Here is an 18,586-nt window from a genome sequence, read left to right as displayed (position 1 = left end):
TCTTTGCTTCACTCATGTTTTGAGTTGAATGCAAGACATTTAAGCTTTTTTATTTTGAAGGAATTCATGATGAGCTTAAAAGGCGATGAATTGGAAAGAGGGGTTTTATATATGAAATTATTGGAAGATAAAATGAAGAATGAGGGGATTATTCTTTCAGATTCTGTATTGAAGGTAGATTCGTTTTTAAACCATCAAGTAGATCCTACCTTAATGCTTGAGATTGGGAGAGAATTTGCTAATCGTTTTCAGAATGCAGGAATTACAAAGATCGTTACAATTGAATCTTCTGGCATCGCACCATCGGTTATGACCGGCTTACAATTAGGTGTTCCTGTTATATTTGCTAGAAAGCGCAAATCTTTAACCTTAACAGATGATTTACTGACAGCATCTGTTCATTCCTTTACAAAAAATGAAAGAAATGAAATATCCGTTTCTAATCGGTTCCTTGATGATAATGATCGAGTACTCATCATTGATGATTTTATAGCAAATGGACAAGCGGCCATAGGCCTCGTAGAGATTGTGAAGCGATCAGGTGCGATGGTGGCAGGAATCGGCATTGTTATTGAAAAATCATTCCAGCAAGGTGGGCAATTGATTCGTGACTTAGGGTATAAAGTCGAATCGCTTGCTAGAATTGCTTCATTAGAAAATGGAAGCATTACATTCGTTCAAGAAGTGGAGGAGTCCGTGAAATGAAACAAAATCCATTAAAGGTAGCCTCTTTAGGCATTCAGCATGTGTTAGCCATGTATGCAGGAGCTGTAATTGTTCCGCTAATTGTTGGGGGAGCATTAGGGTTAAGCGGAGAACAGCTTACATATCTTGTCTCTATTGATATTCTTATGTGCGGCGTCGCAACCATTCTTCAAGTTTGGAAAAATAAATACTTTGGCATTGGGCTTCCAGTTGTTTTAGGCTGTACGTTTACAGCCGTAGGGCCAATGATTGCTATCGGTGGTCAGTATGGAATCTCCGCCATATATGGCTCGATTATTGTGTCAGGATTATTTGTTGTATTGATTGCAGGGAATTTTGGTAAGCTCGTACGGTTTTTTCCTCCTGTTGTAACAGGGTCAGTAGTTACGATAATTGGGATTACACTAATTCCAGTTGCCATGAATAATATGGCAGGCGGGGTGGGAAGTCCAGATTTCGGATCACTTTCGAATATCGCTCTAGCATTTGGTACATTGTTCTTTATTATTCTCCTCTATCGTTTCTTTCATGGCTTTATTCGCTCTGTATCGATTTTACTAGGTTTAGCTGGAGGAACAATCGTTGCTCTCTTTATGGGGAGGGTGAACTTTTCTGCTGTTGCTGATGCCTCGTGGTTTCATATGGCAAAGCCATTCTATTTTGGGCTACCAACGTTCGAAGTGACAGCGATCTTAACAATGATGCTTGTAGCTATTGTTAGTTTAGTAGAGTCAACAGGTGTTTATTTTGCTTTAGGAGATATTTGCGAAGAAAAGATTGAAGAAAAAGATCTTGCTGCTGGATATCGTGCAGAAGGGTTAGCAATCATTTTAGGTGGTTTATTTAATGCATTTCCCTATACGACCTATTCACAAAATGTAGGACTTATTCAGCTTTCCGGAGTGAAAGGAAAGAATGTGATCTATACAGCAGGAGCATTTCTTGTAGTGCTTGGATTGGTTCCGAAAATTGGTGCGCTAACAACAGTTATTCCTGCACCAGTTTTAGGAGGTGCTATGGTAGCTATGTTTGGCATGGTCGTAGCTTACGGAATCAAAATGCTTAGTACGGTGAACTTTGCTTCACAGGAAAACCTATTAATTATTGCATGTGCAGTTGGTATGGGATTAGGTGTAACAGCTGTACCTGACCTGTTCGCTCAAATGCCAGAAGGAATTCGCATTCTAACAGACAACGGAATTGTTGCAGGAAGCTTAACGGCCATTTTCTTGAATATTGTCTTTAATGTACGAAACAACAACCAGCCAGCTATCATTCGAGAGCAAAAAGCTTCTTAAAATATAGTTTATTAGAAAAAAAGCAAGCGACAATTTTATTGGAATCTTTTCCTAAATGGGTGCGGAATAACAAAATAGACCATTTCATTAGAGCGGTAGGGATGATATCTCCTACCGCTCTAATTATTTGTAGATGCTCCTACAAACCCAACATGAAGCAGCCGTTTTCTAATTTGTTGATTCTTACCATAGTTAAATGGACTCTTCAACGTAGCTAGGTGAAGCCCAACGAATGGACCACAGAATACAGCTAGTTGTTTTTTCGTCCAATTACCTCTAATATCCATCTTAGTTTAAGTAAAGAAACTTATCATAGTGGTTTCATGTAAATCAATGACATACATTATCATCCTCAAACATACACTTTATCATATTCCATCTATAAGTGTAACAAGTTATCACAAATTGATTGGAAAGATCATACACTATCATAAACAGGTGAATATAGGAAGTGAGTGAACAAGCTATGGAAAAGTACTATTGTGATCATTGCCGCCTTCTTTATAATGATGAAGATGTATGTAAAGTATGTGGCTCAACAGTTAATCATAAAATTAAGATTGAAGTACAGCATCATCAATCTATTGAAGAAAGATAACAGCGCATCGGTCATCCCGGTGCGTTTTTAACGTACTTCCGAAAGAAGTCTCCCTCTTCAAGCGTGTGAAGGGCGTAGTCCAACGGTAAGGGGGAGATGAATTTCGGTTGGGCGATAGCCCAAAGATTCTTTCTTTTGTCATTTTCCTCCATATGTTATAATCAGTATTATAAAGCGTAGGTATTGATATAATAATGAAATTAGACAGTAATAACCATTCAGTAATCTTGATGTCTTACCACCTCTTACTAGTTGTGAAGTTTCGAAGGAAAGTGATAGATGATACGATTTCCGACTATGCCAAAGATAAATTTGTGTCTTTGAGTCAAAAATATAATATTACATTAGTCGAATGGAACCACGATATTGACCACGTTCATATCTTGTTCAAAGCACAGCCTAACAGTGAAATATCAAAATTCATCAATGCCTATAAAAGTGCCAGTTCAAGACTAATCAAGAAGCTTCTGTTTGTTGACCACTGGTGGTTCACCTATGGAAGTGGTGAAAAAATATATAGAAAATCAAGGGGTAAAGTGAGGTGATTTGATATGACTAAACAAAATAAAGCGTACAAGTTCAGGTTGTATCCAACAGATGAACAAGCTTTTATTATACGAAAAACCTTTGGGTGTGTTCGCTTCGTCTACAATAAAATGTTAGCTGAACGAATAGAAACGTATGAAAGCCTAAAAGAAGATAAAGAAGCATTGAAAAAGATAAAGCACCCAACTCCTGCTAAGTATAAAAAAGAGTATGAATGGCTAAAAGAAGTAGACTCTTTAGCATTAGCGAACGCACAACTAAACTTAGATAAGGCATATAAAGCCTTCTTCAAAGGGAATGTCAAGTTTCCAACGTTCAAAAGGAAACGACACAAACAAAGCTACACAACAAATGTTGTCAATGGAAATATTCAGTTGTTGGATGGTCATATCAAATTACCTAAGTTGAAATTGGTCAAAATTAAACAACATCGAAAGATACCTTCAGAATACAAAATCAAATCCTGCACATTATCTATGACCGCATCAGGAAAATATTATATTTCTATTTTGGCAGAGTACGAGGTGGAAATTGAAAGGAAGGAAGTTAAAAAAGTCGTTGGGTTAGATTTTGCGATGGATGGATTGTTTGTGGATAGCGAGGGTGAGAAAGCCAATTACCCTAAGTTTTATCGACAAAAACTTGAAAAATTAGCAAAAGAACAACGTAAACTGTCTCGTAAGAAGAAAGGTTCTTCCAATTGGAATAAACAACGTATTCGAGTAGCTAACATTCAAGAGAAAGTCGCCAATCAACGGAAGAACTTTCTTCACCATCAATCAAAAAAATTAGTAGCGAACTATGATGCTGTTGTGATTGAAGATTTAGATATGAAAGGAATGTCACAAGCACTTAAATTCGGTAAAAGTGTAGCTGATAATGGATGGGGAATGTTCACTTCTTTCTTACAGTACAAACTAAAAGAACAAGGGAAACAACTGATCAAAATAGACAAATGGTTCCCCTCTACCCAAACCTGTTCGCATTGTGGAAATACCCAACTAATGCCAATGAACATCAGAATATATGTTTGTTCGTGCGGACTAAACCTCGATAGAGATTACAATTCAGCACTCAATATCAAAAAAGAAGGCATTCGCTTATTAGCAAGTGCCTAAAGAAATAAGAGATATAAACTCTTGGAACAAGAGGGTTAGCTTGGTCAATTTCGTCAGCTACCAAAAGTGGCGATTACCCAAGAAGCCCCCACTTCAAGCAACCCGCAAGGGTGGTAAGTGGTGGGAGTAGTTCACTCATGTTCATTTAATGCGATATCCTTTCTGATTTCTAATTTTTTTGGTATGGTAGAATTATATATTTGAATTTTCAATTTTTTAGTTGAATAAGTCATAATTGAGTCTGTTTTCCCTTACGATGCACATATTAGGTCAGGCGTTGCTCCAGATTCGGTCTTTTATGGAAGAAACCTTTGCAACGATGGTTTCATCTTGAGTTTGTTGTTGTCAACTAGTCCTTCACTTCATATTACGAAAAAGAGCAATCTTAGGTGCTACCACAATATAAAATGGTGAGCTCGAGGAAGTAGTTGGACCTGACGTGTTTTTGGCATCTGATGCAGGTCGCTACATAAAAGGGCAAACGTTATGAAAATAGACTCTCTTTGCTATCCTTTTAAGCCGGCGGCGAGGAGGCTCACCGCTAGCCCCGCGGAAAGCGAAGCGCCTGGAACGGAAATCAACAGCCCCATTCCAGCACCAACCCAAAAAAAGACTGTAAACAAACACGATTTTCATCGAATTTGTTTACAGTCTGAGTTTGATCTCTCTATAAGATCAAACTATTTAGAGTGTATTTAATGAGGTTAAACCTCTACCATTAATACGGCCATCAACGTGCCGAAATTTTGAACATGGATTGGTAAGCGAAAAGCTTTTTCAAAGCCATACACTTTCGTATGACCTACTAAAACGGTTGGAGGAGTAATGTCCATATTGTATCCGCTATTGGCAATGGAAGTAGATAAATTTCCAGCAATCATATTTCCTAACTCACCAGCAAATGATTCGAGCATTTCTCCTTCAAGAACCACTCCGAACATCCCTTCACCGATTCTCCCAAATAGCTGCTCATCACCATTTAAGATAATTCGACCTCTAACATCACCAGTCATCCCAATTAATACTCCAACCGAATGCTGGTCGAATGGCTGATTAAATAAGCCTGGTTTATCAACCGTAAGCTCAAAGGGTAGAACAGATTTAACGGACTCAATTGTACCATTTAAAATGTCAGTAACACTCTTAGTCAATGCCATAAGTCATTCCTCCACAATGTTCACTATAACTATAGTAACATATTTTGTAGTAATAATAAGCAAGAAATAGTGATTTAGTCGTGTGATTTACAATATTTTAACGTTTATTGTCGAAAAAAGGGAATGGGTGATAATTGGAAAAGATTGAATGGTGCTAATCTTTGGTCCATTGCATATAATAAAAAAGCACAACAACTTCTTCAAAACGTCTTGCTTCCTCCTTGTTTGGGGGAAGTTTTTTTTTGTTTTATTCCTAAAGGTAGAAGAGAGACTGACGGATGTTCGGTATCTAAGATGAGTAATGATTTTATTGTACATATGGATTCAGTTAACTGGAGCTATTGCTATTCTATTAATCGTATGAAATGAATAGATTGGTGACCAATGTGCACTAAGCATTTGTTCCGTTCTATTTCTATGCATATTTTTCTAGTAATTGGAAAGAGTATATGTATCATGTTTCTATTGACGAATGTAACGATATGGATGATGTATATATCATTCGTTCACATCTTCTAAAAAGGAGAGATGTAGATGCCGAATATCCTGTCTGTTGGAGAAGCTATACCTCCTCATAAACTAGAGCAAGGGCAGGTAATGGATTTTGCAAGAGAATTATTTTCTGAGTCGTTTAACGATATTGAACGACTGTTAAAAGCATTCCAAAATGGAGAAATTAAGAAGCGTCATTTCGCTAAGGGATTGGAGTGGTTTAAAGAGGACAGGTCTTTCGAGGAAAAGAATGATGCCTATATCGAGTCAGCAGTCGAATTAGGAAAGCAAGCCATTATTGAATGCCTATCGCACTCAGCTTTTCTACAACAGCCGATTGACTGTTCTGAAATAGATGCCATATTTACGATTTCTAGCACGGGAATCGCAACCCCAAGCATAGAAGCCAGAATTATGAATCACCTCCCATTTCAGGAGCAAACGAAAAGGATCCCAATTTGGGGATTAGGCTGTGCAGGGGGGGCGTCGGGTATATCGAGAGCATATGAATATTGCTTAGCGTATCCAAAGGCCAAGGTGCTAGTCCTTACAATTGAGCTTTGTAGTCTTACCTTCCAACGGAATGACCGCTCGAAAAGCAACTTAATAGGGACGTCGTTATTTGCAGACGGAGTGGCATGTGCACTCGTGGTTGGGGATGAAGTAGAGAAAAGGAACGATCTTAAAGTAGATTGCTCGCCATCAATCCTTGCGACACAGTCGACAACTATGAAGCAATCATTAGATGTGATGGGCTGGGATGTGAAGAACGAAGGACTTTATGTTGTATTTTCCAAGGATATTCCTACAATCATTGAAAAGTGGCTAAAGCCGAACGTTAGCAATTTCCTTGAAGGATTGAATATCTCGTTACAAGATATCCAACATTTTGTTGCTCATCCGGGTGGAAAAAAGGTGCTGGATGCCTATACGAAATCACTGGGATTTTCACCTAGCATGACAAAAATCTCCCAGGAAGTCTTAAAGGAATATGGAAACATGTCCTCTTCAACCATATTATATGTGCTAAAACGGTTTCTGGAGGTTGGGAAAAAAGGGGATATGGGTCTCGCAACTGCACTTGGACCAGGGTTTAGCTCGGAATTATTATTATTGAGGTGGGACAATTGAACGTATTTTTTCTTTTTTTGACGGTAATTATCCTTCAGAGAATGGGTGAACTTGTTGTCGCTAAAAATAATGAAAAATGGATGAAGAAGCAAGGAGCAATCGAATTTGGAGAAGGTCACTATCGGTTGATAGTCTTTATTCATAGTATGTTCTTTGCCGTATTTCTGTTAGAAGTACTGATTTTTCAAAAATCGTTATCTCCCGCATGGCCAATTTGGATAGTGCTTTTTCTTTTGACTCAAGTGGGTAGAATATGGGCACTTTTTTCCCTTGGTAGGTATTGGAATACAAAGATCCTTGTTGTCCCAAATGCCAAAGTGATGAAGAAAGGACCATATCGATTTATGAAGCACCCGAATTATGTCATTGTCGCGATTGAATTGATTGTAATTCCTATGGTCTTTCAAGCTTATTTAACAGCGATTTTATTTACGTTTTTCAACTTTTTAATATTATCAATTCGCATTCCAGCAGAAGAAAAAGCGCTAATGGAGTTAACCGAATATGAAAGTGTGTTTTTGCAAAATGGCCGTTTCTTTCCTATAAATTTTAAAAAAATGTGACAATAATAAAAGTAGTATTGAAAATGATTATCGTTCGTGGTAAACTCTAACTGACTTTGAAAATTATTCTCATTAAATGAGGGCGGTGTTACATATGGTTTCACTTTTCGTTATTGGAACGGTAGCAGCATATACATTTGTTATGAAATATGTACTGAACAATGTAGCAAAACCAGTACAAGCTAAATAATACCTATTCAAGATCAGGAGATCCTTCCTGGTCTTTTTTCTTTTTTTTCGAAGGAGAAGCTATTCTTGCGAATTCAACATATGAAAAGTTTGAAAAATCATATAAAATAAACATACATATCGAATATTAAGGGGTATATTTCATGGTTCAACTAGCAGATAAGCAAGAAACGAGAGAGTTAATAAAGAAAATTCTTTCTTTATATTCATATATAGAAGGAAATGGAGATATAGAAACAGCGGATAAGCTAAAGGGGCTCGCTGGGAAAGTGCAGGATGCCGAGTTTTCTATTGCATTTTGTGGTCACTTCTCAGCAGGGAAATCGAGCATGATTAATCATTTAGTAGGAGATAAGCTTCTGCCTTCAAGTCCAATTCCAACTAGTGCGAACTTAGTAAAAGTAAAAACAGGGGAAGAGTATGCAAAAGTATATTTCAAAAGTGAAAAGCCACACCTTTATCCTGCGCCATATGACTATGAAAAGGTGAAAACCTATTGTAAGGATGGAGATGAAATTCAATCGGTCGAGATTAGTCATGCGAGTCAAACGCTCCCGAAGGGTGTCAGTGTCTTAGATACGCCCGGGATTGATTCGACGGATGATGCTCACCGTATTGCTACGGAATCTGCCTTACATTTAGCTGATTTAGTGCTATATGTGATGGATTATAATCACGTACAATCTGAGTTGAATTTTATGTTTACAAAGGAACTAACAGAAGAAGGAAAAGAAGTCTACTTAATTATTAATCAAGTGGACAAACATAGAGACGAAGAGCTGTCTTTTCTTCAATTCAAAAAAAGTGTAACTGATTCATTTTCTGCTTGGGGAGTAAAGCCAGAGCGGATCTTTTATACATCATTAAAAAATGAGGAGCATCCCTTTAATGAGCTACCTGCATTAAAGGAATTTATTCAAAAGAAGATTCATCAAAAGGACAACCTTCTCCCAACTTCCATAAACCAATCACTCACCAAGTTGATGGAGGAGCATAAACAATATTTACTGGAAAAAGATAAGCCAAACTTTGATGCTCTGCAAGCTGTTATTGATTCATACAGCTCAGAGGAACAAGTAACGGCATTTGAAAAGTTCAATGAAGTAAAGACGCGCATCGAAAAACTCAATCAGATCATTGAGGACAAAAAGCAGCTGTTAGAGGAAGACCTTGTGAGCATTCAAAAAAGCGCTTACTTAATGCCAGCTCAAACAAGGGACCTGGCTGAAGAGTACTTACAATCGGTACAGCCTGATTTCAAGGTGGGATTGTTTTTCTCCAAACAAAAGACAGAGCAGGAACGAACAGCAAGAAGACATGCTTTCTTTACTGATTTTCGTAAGCAAGTTCAAACACAATTAGAATGGCATCTAAAAGAGCAGCTATTAAAACGAATAAAGGAAAGCGAGCTGCAAGATCCTGAATTAATGACGAGTGTTCAAGGACTTTCTCTAGAAATTGCAGAAAGTTTGTTAGACGAGGTTGTCAAAAAGGGAGCAGGTCTTTCTGGCCAATATGTATTAAATTATACGAATGACCTGTCAGATGCAGTGAAGAAAATCGCTCGCGTTGAAATCACACCATTATATGAGCGATTCATACAAAGAATTGATGAGAAAAATAAAAAAGAACAGCAAAAACTAAACGAGCAATTTAATGTATGGAAAAAGCTCGTAGATGCATTACAGAGTCAAGAAGAACTACTAGAAAGGCATGCTGAGTTCGCTAGACAATTGGAATCGATCCTAAAAGGTGATCGTGCAATTCCTACTGATCTAGATGCGTTCTTAACAAAGCTATTAGATGAGGATGTAATCGTTCAAAGGTCGGAGGATGACTGGACAAAGCAGCCAATCATAGAGAAAGTGGAAAGGCAGCAACTCGAAAAAATAGAAACGAATCAAGAGCATGAGCCTCTTTCTTCAGAGGGAATTGAAAAACTGGCGTACAAGTTAACCAATACAGCAGAACAAGTAAAAGAACTCCCTGGGTTTAAACGAATTTCCACCGACTTAATTCGAAAGTCAGAGAGCCTACTGTCGAAAGAATTCACAGTCGCATTATTCGGTGCCTTTAGTGCCGGAAAGTCTTCTTTTGCAAATGCATTAATCGGGGAGAAATTGCTTCCGGTATCGCCGAATCCAACTACAGCAGCCATTAATAAAATTAAGCCAATTACAGATATTCATGGTCATGGAACCGTATTAGTGCAATTAAAGGATTCCGATACCTTATTCCAAGATGTGTTGCGCTCACTGAAAGTGTTTGAGATGACGGCCAGTTCCTTTGAGGAAGCATTAGGGCAGATTGGTAAGATTATTGAACATGTAACGGATTTTGATGCCAATGAAAAAACACATTATGCATTTTTGCATGCCTTCTATAAAGGATTTTCAGTTTATCAAAATCAACTGGGCGATATACTGACGACAAGTATGGAAGAATTCGCTGACTTTGTAGCAAAAGAAGAGAAATCATGTTTAGTGGAATATATTGAGGTGTATTATGATTGTCCCTTAACACGAAAGGGAATTACATTGGTCGATACACCAGGTGCGGATTCAATTAATGCTAGACATACAGGTGTAGCATTTGAGTATATTAAAAATTCAGATGCCATTTTGTTTGTAACCTATTATAATCATGCCTTCTCTAAAGCTGACAGGGAGTTCCTTATTCAGCTTGGCCGTGTAAAGGATGCCTTTGAATTAGATAAAATGTTCTTTATCGTTAATGCAATTGATTTAGCAAATGATGAAGAAGAGAAACAATCCGTTATGGAGTATGTGGAGGACCAACTGATTAAATATGGTATTAGGCATCCACATTTATATCCTATTTCAAGCTTACATGCTTTGAAAGAGAAACGGGAGGATACAAAGGAACAGGCTTCTGGTATCCACCCGTTTGAGGAAAGCTTTTATTCCTTTATTTCAAATGATTTGATGAAAATGACGGTTGCAGCGGCCGAGCATGAATGGAAACGAACGCTAAAGCAACTGCAAAGCTTTATACAATCTTCACAAGAAGACAAAGAGGTAAAGCAGGAAAAAAGAAATCAGCTTAAACAAGAGCATTTACTGATAAAAGACGAGATCAATCAATTAGATGGACGGTTTGAAATAAACCGAGCATCACAGGAAACAGATGAATTAACTTACTATATAAAACAGCGCGTATTTTTCAGATTAAATGATTTCTTTAAAGAGTCATTTAATCCAACTGTATTAAAAGACGACGGAAGAAATCTAAAAAAGGCGTTACAAGGGGCACTTGACGATTTCTTAACGAGCTTTGGTTATGACTTTGCTCAGGAATTGCGTGCGACCACCATTCGTTTAGAAATTTTTATTCGAAAGACATTAAGAGAGAAAGAAAGCGCCATCCATCATTCACTAAATGAGCGAAATGAGCGCCTTTCCTTTAGTGAATTTGAAACAAATGAATGGAATCAGTTAGAATTTCAATCCGCTTTTGTAGAAATGGATCAAATGATCTTCAAAAAACCGTTGTCACTCTTTAAAAACCCAAAATCATTCTTTGAAAAGAATGAGAAGAAATTGGTAATGGAAGAATTGGAGCAATCCCTCCAACAGCCAGCTAATCACTACCTTAAAGTGGGAAATGAACGATTGAAGGGGTATTACTCAGACATCATCGACATGGAAATGACTCGTATGAAAGAAGAACTCCTCCTTCAAGTAGATGAGTTTTATCTAGGTCTTTTAACGGCCTTAACTGACGAAATTCCTGTAGATCAGCTCATCGAAATTGAACAGAACATCATTCAGCAGTAACAATTAGTAAAGGAATGGTGCATATGGAAAACTGGATCAATCATATGGAAGAAATCTACCAAATTGATATATTGTATGCGTGTGAATCAGGAAGTCGAGCTTGGAACTCGGCTTCTTCTGATTCAGATTATGATATTCGGTTTATCTATAAACAAAAAGGGATCAGATGCTATTTATCAATAGACAGCCCTCCAAACGTATTAGACTTTGCTGAGCCATATGATGCTCATGGATGGGATTTATTTAAGACAATGCAGCTTTTACAAAGATCCAATCCAAGCTTATTTGAATGGGCGTTTTCTCCGATTGTGTATCGTGATCACAATTTCAAAAAGCAGCTGCAATATTTTATTGTTCAATCCTATTCCACGCAAATTCTATTCATGCATTATTTACAAGTGATGGAAGGGAATATTAGGACAATAGTAAAGACAAATGGAGCAAGTTTGAAGCTTCAAAAAAGTGGGATTCAAGCATTGAGAGCTTTTTTCATTGCACGTGATCTTTACCAAACCAATCAGTTAAACCCGCAGTTGCTTTTCTCCACATTTGAACAGTTAGATGATAAAGCCTCCAACGAATATCAGCGTCTACTTGCAGCCAAGAAACGAAACGAAGTGGTGTCTATGGATATGGAAGTAGTGAAGTGGCTTCAAGGAGAAAGAGAGAGCATGCTTCATTCTGCTAAGCTTACCAAAAGGACTACTCAAACAGTCAATCTAAATGGTTGGCTGTGGGAGATCCTTGGAATATAAAGGAGAGAGACGGGAAGTGGGGAAGGCATTTCACGCGTGTGCGACTTGTATTCATTTTGAGGCAGAAAGAAAAGGATCCATTATGAGCTATTCTTGTAGTAGGCTTGGCTATGAGACAAAGCCAGCCTTTCAATTTGCCTGCTGGAATCCTAAAGAACAAGTGAAGAAATTGATAGAGAAGCAAAAAAAGGGAGAGGGGGAAGAGTCATGAACCCAATCAAAACCAATGAATGGGTATATAGTCAGCTAGGGAAGGAGAAACTTCGACTTGTAGATTGTAGGTTTAATTTGAAAGATGCAACAGATGGTAAATGCCGCTATGACCAAAATCATATTCAGGGAGCGGTATATCTAGACCTAAATAAGGATCTTTCAGGAGAGGTGAAACGTACCGGTGGTCGTCACCCGTTACCTAATTTCACAGATTTTATCGACCGTTTAGAACAAGCAGGGATTACGAATGATACGGTTCTAGTTGCTTATGATGATGGGGAAGGAGCTTTTGCTGGCCGGTTTTGGTGGCTTATGAAATATGTAGGTCATGAGCACGTCTATATCCTTGATGGCGGATATAAAGCTTGGATAAATGAAAGCTATCCGATTTCGTCAGAAAAACCTTCATATAAAAAATCCACATATAAAGCTTCACTAAACGAAGATATATTGGCTACCTATGAGGATGTGAAGGAAGTCGTCCAGCAGAAAAAGTTGGCTACTTTAGTAGATTCACGAGAAGCCAAGCGCTATTTGGGCATTGAAGAACCAATTGATCGAAAAGCCGGGCATATTCCAGGCGCAATCAATAAGGTTTGGTTTGAGGGGTTCAATAATGGGTACTTCAAAACAGCACCTGAGCAACAAGAACGATTTCAAGAGCTCGATCCGTCTGAACCTATCATCGTTTATTGTGGTTCAGGTGTTACGGCCACACCAAATTTTATTGCATTAAAACAAGCGGGGTTTCAACAAGTTAAGTTATATGTTGGCAGCTTTAGTGATTGGATTTCTGACGATTCAAATGAAGTCGGTAAAAAATAGTTTTAAATCCCTTGAAAAAGGGATTTTTTTACTGTTGTGAATATTGTATAATTTAAAAGATTCTAAAAAAGGGGGTAATTGTGATGATCTCGAATGGATATACAATTACTAAAAAAGCAAAAACAGACTTTAACCATATATTAATTACTAGTGGAATAGTCTTAATTCTCTCATCAATTTTCATTCCGTTATTTCTACTTGTTCCAATTCAACAATTGCTCTTTCATCCAGAGGGCTATTGGTTATATGAACCGACTCGTACAGCTTATATTGTCTTTATCTCTTCACTATCAGGTCTATCAATTATGTGCTTTGTTAGCGCTTGGCTGTCCAATAGAGGGGGATCACCGCTTCTAATCAAAAGTCTAATGGGATTTAGTTTGTTAGTAAGCCTGACATTCATCCTGCTTAGTGTAAACCAATATCATTACGTGGATCAAAAAGGGATCCATATCAATCCTTTATTTAGCTTTGAAGAGAAACATTACTCATGGTCGGATGTGAAGGATGCAAAGCAAACACAGTCAACAAAGATGGGCGTTTCAAAGGATAAGAATATCCATTTTGAATTCCAAAATGGGGATGAGTATAATATGGTCTTAAACTCGAATGTACTTAAAGCAAGAGTAGCTATTATATATGAGCTGAGAGAGAATGGAATCGATATTTTTGAAAAGAGCTAAGGAAAACATTTCAAACAAAACTTCCTATTCTTCATGATATAATATTCATTATGTCACTATTTGTACGGGAGGTTTGTAATGAATACAAACGAAAAACCATCAATTATGTTAGTTGACGGAATGGCTTTGTTATTCCGAGCATTTTATGCAACAGCTGTCTCAGGACAATTCATGATTAATTCGAAAGGGATTCCAACGAATGCCATGCATGGATTCGTTAAGCATTTTTTAACGGCTGTCTCAACCTTCAAACCTAGCCATGTGGCCGTTTGCTGGGACATGGGTTCAAAGACGTTCCGTACGGAAATGTTTCAAGCCTATAAAGCAAACCGCTCAGAGCCACCAGTAGAGCTTTTGCCCCAATTCGATTTAGTGAAAGAGGTTGTAGATTCATTGAACGTACCAAACATTGGTCTTGCAGGCTTTGAGGCAGATGATTGTATCGGAACGATAGCGAAACAAAGTAAAGACGCGTCTGTGTATATTCTGACTGGTGATCAAGATATACTTCAATTAATCGATGATAATATTTCTGTCATTCTGCTGAAAAAGGGATACGGAAACTATCAGGTTTATAATGAAGAGAATTTCTTAGCCGAAAAAGGGATTCGCCCTAGACAAATGATTGATCTCAAAGCATTAATGGGAGACCCGAGCGATAATTATCCAGGTGTAAAAGGAATTGGTGAAAAAACAGCTTTAAAGCTATTAAAGGAATTTGAGCATGTAGAGGGGATTATATCGAACCTAGATCAGTTACCTAAAGGTCAAAAAACAAAGATTGAACAAGATCTCGAAATGCTTTATCTTAGTAGAAAGCTTGCGGAAATAAAATGTGATGTCCCGATTGAGATGAACCTTGACCAAGCATTCTTCCAACTCGACATGGATAAAGCAACGAGTAAATTTGCTGAATTAGAGTTTAGAGGCTTGTCTAAATTTCTTTCAATAGAACAATATGCATGATATAAAAAGCTGTTGATTGGGGTAGGTTTAAACCGAAACAATGTTCGTGTTTAGCTATAGCTGTAGGAATTAAGTACTTCTACGGTAGAAAGCCCCAAAAAAACTCGGTGATTGGAGCAGAAGGCGCTTGACTAAAGGGGGATTAGCGTTACAGCCAAGACCCCGCAGGCGAATGCTGAGGATGCTTGGCGAACGCCCCACGGAGAGCAAGCGCCGGAGTGAAATCACCTTTTTTAAACCTACCTAAATAAGAAGTGATAACTGATAACCTGAAGCTGTCCAAACAGCTTCATTTCTATTTCGTATTCTTTTTCTTAGCGGCATTTTCGAGTTTGCTTTTCGGTTCTTCAGCAAACTCAGCATCTTGCCCATAGCCATGTGGGGTTACACCTGGCGCTTTTTTTCCTCTGTTCTTCGCTTGATTTTTACTCATATTCATCACCTCAATTATCGGTTTCTTCGTACATATTATATCCACCTAGAATAAATCCACTCCTATTTTTTCACACTAATGGAGAGGTGAAATCAATGAACAAGGGTGTATATGTTGCACTATTAAGTATCGGACTTGCTCAAGGTCTGAAAATACCGATTCACTATGCAAAGACAGGCAAATTCCAGCCTGACCTATTTTTTCAGACTGGGGGTATGCCAAGCTCTCACTCGGCAGGTGTCTCCTCCCTAACCACCTATATTGCTTTGCAAAGAGGACTACCCACAATCGATTTTGCGTTATCGTTAATTTATGGATTAATTGTCATGTACGATGCTCAAGGAATTAGAAGGCAAACAGGCGAATTAACATTAAAGGTGAATGACCTTGATGAGCTAATTGATAAAATTCATAAAGATGAAAGTGTAGAATTCGAGGAAAAATCGCCTGATCGATTGAAAGAAATGCTCGGTCACCAGCCTCAAGAAGTGATTGGTGGAGCTTTGTTAGGTGTTGTCACGGGGACGGTCGGTCACCTCCTTACAAAAAAAGATAGAAAGTTGTCGAAATATAAGGTAAAATTTAGAAAGGAATGATTGGGAGAGGAATGGGGAACGTTGCAAACCGTGGAAGAGTATTTGCGTTTTCTACAAAGTAAAGGCTTTCAATTTCAGGAAGATGCCATCGGGTTTATCTACTTTGGGAAGCACTATACGAGTGCTTCAGATGAGTTAATCAATACGGCGATTGAATTCACCTTAAAGGCTCAACGAACATTTGATGGAAGTTTCTATATTTCCCTACTTGAAACCTTTGTTTCAAACAAAGTTAAAACCCGAAAACAAGCATTTCAGCTTGTTAAAGACAGGCAGATCATCGGCATATAAGTTAACAGGCTGCACATGTTGCAGCCTGTTTTTGTAAGTCCTTCCAAAGGCAACTAATTTAACGTTTTAGGCTTTATGGATAGCCGTGTTTTTTTCGGGAGTTCAGCAAAGATCATTCCGACAAAAATGAGTAGGCAACCGAAAAGGGCACTAGTCGACAGCCGTTCATCAGCCCAAATAAAAGCGGTTATGGCAGCGAATACAGGCTCCATCGCAAAGATTAATGCAACTCGTGTGGGTGTCGTGTATTTCTGGAAATTGGTTTGTGCAAAAAAAGCAAGTGCTGTTGCAAAAACGGATGTAATGATCAAGGCAACCATCACTTCTCTTTGTTGCAAAACCTCTGTTTGAAAAGCTAATTGCCAGTTTTCGTAGAAAAAGGCAAATAGAAAAGATAAAACTGACACGGTTACCACCTGTACGATTGTTAACAAAAGAGAAGGAAAAGATGCACTAAATTTTCCCGTAAAAATGATATGTAAGGCAAATCCAATCGCACAGAAAAATACAAGTCCATCTCCTATATTAAATGATGTAATACCCGTCATCGTTAATAAATACAGCCCGATTGTTGCAACTAATACACCTAGAATAGCGTTCATACTCGGACGATGCTTTAAGAAGATAAGAGAAAGCACTGGAACTAAAATAACACTTAAGCCAGTGATGAAGCCTGCTTTCGATGATGTTGTATATAGTAAGCCGACTGTCTGAAATGCATATCCTGTAAAAAGCCATAATCCAATAAAAGAGCCTGAGAGAATTACCTTTAGGTTCAATTGCTTCAGTTGCTGGCGTTCAAATAGCAATAACCATACCAATAACAGCAAAAACGCAAAAAAGAAACGAATCCCATTAAAGGTAAGCGGTTCTAAAAAGGAAATCGCTTGCTGGACGATGACAAAGGTGGCTCCCCAGATCAATGCAACCAGCAATAAACTTGCGTCAGCTCCCACCTTATGTTTCAAAGCTTGACTCCCCTTTCTCTTTGCTCCTTTTGACAGCTGCCCTTGCAAGCTCATCAGCCGCTTTATTTTCTGAACTCGGAATCCATTTCATAAAAAATAAGTCAAGTGTTGAAGCAAGTTCAAGAGCTTGCTCTAAGAGAGGAGCATAGGTTCGATTTTTAACAAACTCTTTTTCAATCGCCTGATTGACGAGCTGAGAATCGGTCCGAAAGGAAACAATAGAATAGTTCTTCTCAATGCATATTTTTAATGCGTGAATGAGTGCATAATATTCAGCTTCGTGGTTAGACATATTGGGAAGAGGGAGTGCATAGCGCTCGACCGTGCCGTTGACCTTAATGAAAATACCAGCACCACTTGGCCCAGGGTTACCTGCACTGGCACCATCAATATATACTTCAATCAAAATATAGCTTCCCCTTTCATCGAGCTTCATGAATTGTGTTTCTGAATAACGTTATTTAGGAAGGCAACAAAATCAAAAAAACAGATTACCGTCTATTATAACGGAATAAACTATAAATAGTGTATCATAATCCATGGAGAATTTTGTTTTTTACCCATGAAAAAGGAAGGGTTGAAGGCCATGAAATATAGACTTGAATGGAAATATAAAATAAAGGGTAAAAAGAGTATTCTTTTTACTTCTGAATGGTTGGACAAAGACCTAGCTTTGCTAGCTGGGCAAGATATTGAAGGCTCAGGAAAATGCGCGGAACTTTTCTATTATGACGAAATGGAGTCTTCCTGGACAACGAAAGAAATGAAGAAGCTTCTGTCTGAATTGGAGGATGAGCCTCATGATCTAGTGATTTATTTTGATGGGGGCTATCAGAAAGAAACATATCAAGGGGGGCTCGGAGCAGTTATCTATTACAAGCAAGGGAATAAAAAGTACCGAATTCGGGCAAACGAGCTATTTGATGAAATGGAAAGTAATAATGAAGCTGAATATGCTGCTCTCTATTTCTCGTTAAATGTATTGGAGGAAATGGGTGCCCATCATATGCCATGTGAAATTAAAGGGGATTCACAAGGTCTATTGATGCAGCTAAAGGGTGAGTGGCCTTGCTATGAGGAAAATCTCAATAAATGGCTAGATCGAATTGAAGAAAAGCTAAAAAAACTTTCGTTACTTCCAACCTACACGAATATATCACGGAAAGAAAATAAAGAAGCCGATCAGCTCGCAAGTCAAGCCCTTGAAGGGATAGAAATAAATAGTAAAATGCAAATCATCTAAACGTTGATTATGGAGGGTG

The 18,586-nt window shown here is 38.1% G+C and carries 19 protein-coding genes and 1 pseudogene; 16 read left to right on the top strand and 4 right to left on the bottom strand.

Going from position 1 to position 18,586, the window contains the following annotated elements; all coding sequences use genetic code 11:
• Window positions 1–111: 111 nt before the first annotated feature.
• From LS684_RS12945 to LS684_RS12925, 5 genes and pseudogenes are all read left to right on the top strand, one after another.
• A complete protein-coding gene (locus LS684_RS12945) occupies window positions 112–705 on the top strand; it encodes a xanthine phosphoribosyltransferase (protein WP_233806508.1) in 594 nt (197 codons plus the stop codon).
• Window positions 702–2,003 (top strand): nucleobase:cation symporter-2 family protein, encoded by a 1,302-nt coding sequence (locus LS684_RS12940; RefSeq protein ID WP_233806506.1) that lies wholly within the window; start codon window positions 702–704, stop codon window positions 2,001–2,003. Before LS684_RS12945 ends, LS684_RS12940 begins: the two co-directional genes overlap by 4 nt.
• A gap of 451 nt (window positions 2,004–2,454) precedes the next feature.
• Window positions 2,455–2,601 carry a hypothetical protein gene (locus LS684_RS12935; RefSeq protein ID WP_233806505.1) on the top strand — a complete coding sequence of 49 codons (147 nt, stop codon included), beginning with the start codon at window positions 2,455–2,457 and terminating at the stop codon, window positions 2,599–2,601.
• A 194-nt stretch (window positions 2,602–2,795) separates the two neighbouring features.
• Window positions 2,796–3,141, top strand: a pseudogene (gene tnpA, locus LS684_RS12930) (IS200/IS605 family transposase).
• An 11-nt stretch (window positions 3,142–3,152) separates the two neighbouring features.
• Complete coding sequence (locus LS684_RS12925) at window positions 3,153–4,265, top strand: transposase (protein ID WP_233805971.1); 1,113 nt, start codon at window positions 3,153–3,155, stop codon at window positions 4,263–4,265.
• 704 nt (window positions 4,266–4,969) lie between these two features.
• On the opposite strand, the gene LS684_RS12920 is transcribed toward LS684_RS12925, so the two are convergent.
• Window positions 4,970–5,422: a chemotaxis protein CheX gene (locus tag LS684_RS12920; RefSeq protein WP_233806504.1), complete on the bottom strand. Its 453-nt coding sequence runs from the start codon at window positions 5,420–5,422 to the stop codon at window positions 4,970–4,972.
• Between the two features lie 534 nt (window positions 5,423–5,956).
• Here LS684_RS12920 and LS684_RS12915 point away from each other — a divergent pair.
• From LS684_RS12915 to LS684_RS12880, 8 genes are all read left to right on the top strand, one after another.
• Window positions 5,957–7,045: a type III polyketide synthase gene (locus LS684_RS12915; RefSeq protein WP_233806503.1), complete on the top strand. Its 1,089-nt coding sequence runs from the start codon at window positions 5,957–5,959 to the stop codon at window positions 7,043–7,045.
• Window positions 7,042–7,608, top strand: coding sequence for an isoprenylcysteine carboxyl methyltransferase family protein (locus LS684_RS12910; protein ID WP_432418773.1), 567 nt, complete (start codon window positions 7,042–7,044; stop codon window positions 7,606–7,608). The genes LS684_RS12915 and LS684_RS12910 overlap by 4 nt, the downstream gene beginning before the upstream one ends.
• Window positions 7,609–7,940: 332 nt before the next feature.
• A complete protein-coding gene (locus tag LS684_RS12905) occupies window positions 7,941–11,594 on the top strand; it encodes a dynamin family protein (protein ID WP_233806502.1) in 3,654 nt (1,217 codons plus the stop codon).
• Between the two features lie 23 nt (window positions 11,595–11,617).
• Entirely contained in the window at window positions 11,618–12,349 is a 732-nt protein-coding gene (locus LS684_RS12900) for a nucleotidyltransferase domain-containing protein (protein ID WP_233806501.1), read from the top strand.
• A gap of 16 nt (window positions 12,350–12,365) precedes the next feature.
• Window positions 12,366–12,560: a hypothetical protein gene (locus tag LS684_RS12895; RefSeq protein ID WP_233806500.1), complete on the top strand. Its 195-nt coding sequence runs from the start codon at window positions 12,366–12,368 to the stop codon at window positions 12,558–12,560.
• Window positions 12,557–13,387 (top strand): sulfurtransferase, encoded by an 831-nt coding sequence (locus LS684_RS12890; protein WP_233806498.1) that lies wholly within the window; start codon window positions 12,557–12,559, stop codon window positions 13,385–13,387. The genes LS684_RS12895 and LS684_RS12890 overlap by 4 nt, the downstream gene beginning before the upstream one ends.
• An 83-nt stretch (window positions 13,388–13,470) precedes the next feature.
• Window positions 13,471–14,070, top strand: a complete 600-nt coding sequence (locus LS684_RS12885) for a hypothetical protein (RefSeq protein ID WP_233806497.1) — start codon at window positions 13,471–13,473, stop codon at window positions 14,068–14,070.
• Window positions 14,071–14,148: 78 nt separating this feature from the next.
• Complete coding sequence (locus LS684_RS12880) at window positions 14,149–15,036, top strand: 5'-3' exonuclease (RefSeq protein ID WP_233806496.1); 888 nt, start codon at window positions 14,149–14,151, stop codon at window positions 15,034–15,036.
• Between the two features lie 295 nt (window positions 15,037–15,331).
• Here LS684_RS12880 and sspL read toward each other — a convergent pair whose 3' ends face one another.
• A complete protein-coding gene (sspL, locus tag LS684_RS12875; RefSeq protein WP_233806495.1) occupies window positions 15,332–15,469 on the bottom strand; it encodes a small, acid-soluble spore protein L in 138 nt (45 codons plus the stop codon).
• A gap of 95 nt (window positions 15,470–15,564) precedes the next feature.
• Here sspL and LS684_RS12870 point away from each other — a divergent pair, with 95 nt between their 5' ends.
• Entirely contained in the window at window positions 15,565–16,065 is a 501-nt protein-coding gene (locus LS684_RS12870; RefSeq protein ID WP_233806494.1) for a divergent PAP2 family protein, read from the top strand.
• Window positions 16,066–16,086: 21 nt separating this feature from the next.
• Entirely contained in the window at window positions 16,087–16,356 is a 270-nt protein-coding gene (locus LS684_RS12865) for a DUF6123 family protein (RefSeq protein WP_233811649.1), read from the top strand.
• A 53-nt stretch (window positions 16,357–16,409) separates the two neighbouring features.
• Here the strand turns inward: LS684_RS12865 and LS684_RS12860 are convergent, their stop codons facing one another.
• The gene (locus tag LS684_RS12860) at window positions 16,410–17,324 is read right to left on the bottom strand and encodes a DMT family transporter (RefSeq protein ID WP_233806493.1); all 915 of its coding nucleotides are present in this window, start codon (window positions 17,322–17,324) and stop codon (window positions 16,410–16,412) included.
• Window positions 17,314–17,730 (bottom strand): reverse transcriptase-like protein, encoded by a 417-nt coding sequence (locus LS684_RS12855; RefSeq protein WP_233806492.1) that lies wholly within the window; start codon window positions 17,728–17,730, stop codon window positions 17,314–17,316. The genes LS684_RS12860 and LS684_RS12855 overlap by 11 nt, the downstream gene beginning before the upstream one ends.
• Window positions 17,731–17,910: 180 nt before the next feature.
• Between LS684_RS12855 and LS684_RS12850 the strand changes: the two genes are divergently transcribed.
• Complete coding sequence (locus tag LS684_RS12850) at window positions 17,911–18,567, top strand: reverse transcriptase-like protein (protein WP_233806490.1); 657 nt, start codon at window positions 17,911–17,913, stop codon at window positions 18,565–18,567.
• Window positions 18,568–18,586 lie beyond the last annotated feature (19 nt).

The organism is Cytobacillus spongiae, from assembly GCF_021390075.1.
Note: the sequence above shows the minus strand (reverse complement) of the source record. Positions and strands in the feature narration are given on the sequence as shown.

Excerpts from the sequence above, each read along its gene's own strand:
- LS684_RS12945 (WP_233806508.1), top strand. The coding sequence starts at position 112 with ATGAAATTATTGGAAGATAAAATGAAGAATGAGGGGATTATTCTTTCA.
- LS684_RS12940 (WP_233806506.1), top strand. The coding sequence starts at position 702 with ATGAAACAAAATCCATTAAAGGTAGCCTCTTTAGGCATTCAGCATGTG.
- LS684_RS12925 (WP_233805971.1), top strand. The coding sequence starts at position 3,153 with ATGACTAAACAAAATAAAGCGTACAAGTTCAGGTTGTATCCAACAGAT.
- LS684_RS12920 (WP_233806504.1), bottom strand. The coding sequence starts at position 5,422 with ATGGCATTGACTAAGAGTGTTACTGACATTTTAAATGGTACAATTGAG.
- LS684_RS12915 (WP_233806503.1), top strand. The coding sequence starts at position 5,957 with ATGCCGAATATCCTGTCTGTTGGAGAAGCTATACCTCCTCATAAACTA.
- LS684_RS12905 (WP_233806502.1), top strand. The coding sequence starts at position 7,941 with ATGGTTCAACTAGCAGATAAGCAAGAAACGAGAGAGTTAATAAAGAAA.
- LS684_RS12900 (WP_233806501.1), top strand. The coding sequence starts at position 11,618 with ATGGAAAACTGGATCAATCATATGGAAGAAATCTACCAAATTGATATA.
- LS684_RS12890 (WP_233806498.1), top strand. The coding sequence starts at position 12,557 with ATGAACCCAATCAAAACCAATGAATGGGTATATAGTCAGCTAGGGAAG.
- LS684_RS12885 (WP_233806497.1), top strand. The coding sequence starts at position 13,471 with ATGATCTCGAATGGATATACAATTACTAAAAAAGCAAAAACAGACTTT.
- LS684_RS12880 (WP_233806496.1), top strand. The coding sequence starts at position 14,149 with ATGAATACAAACGAAAAACCATCAATTATGTTAGTTGACGGAATGGCT.
- sspL (WP_233806495.1), bottom strand. The coding sequence starts at position 15,469 with ATGAGTAAAAATCAAGCGAAGAACAGAGGAAAAAAAGCGCCAGGTGTA.
- LS684_RS12870 (WP_233806494.1), top strand. The coding sequence starts at position 15,565 with ATGAACAAGGGTGTATATGTTGCACTATTAAGTATCGGACTTGCTCAA.
- LS684_RS12850 (WP_233806490.1), top strand. The coding sequence starts at position 17,911 with ATGAAATATAGACTTGAATGGAAATATAAAATAAAGGGTAAAAAGAGT.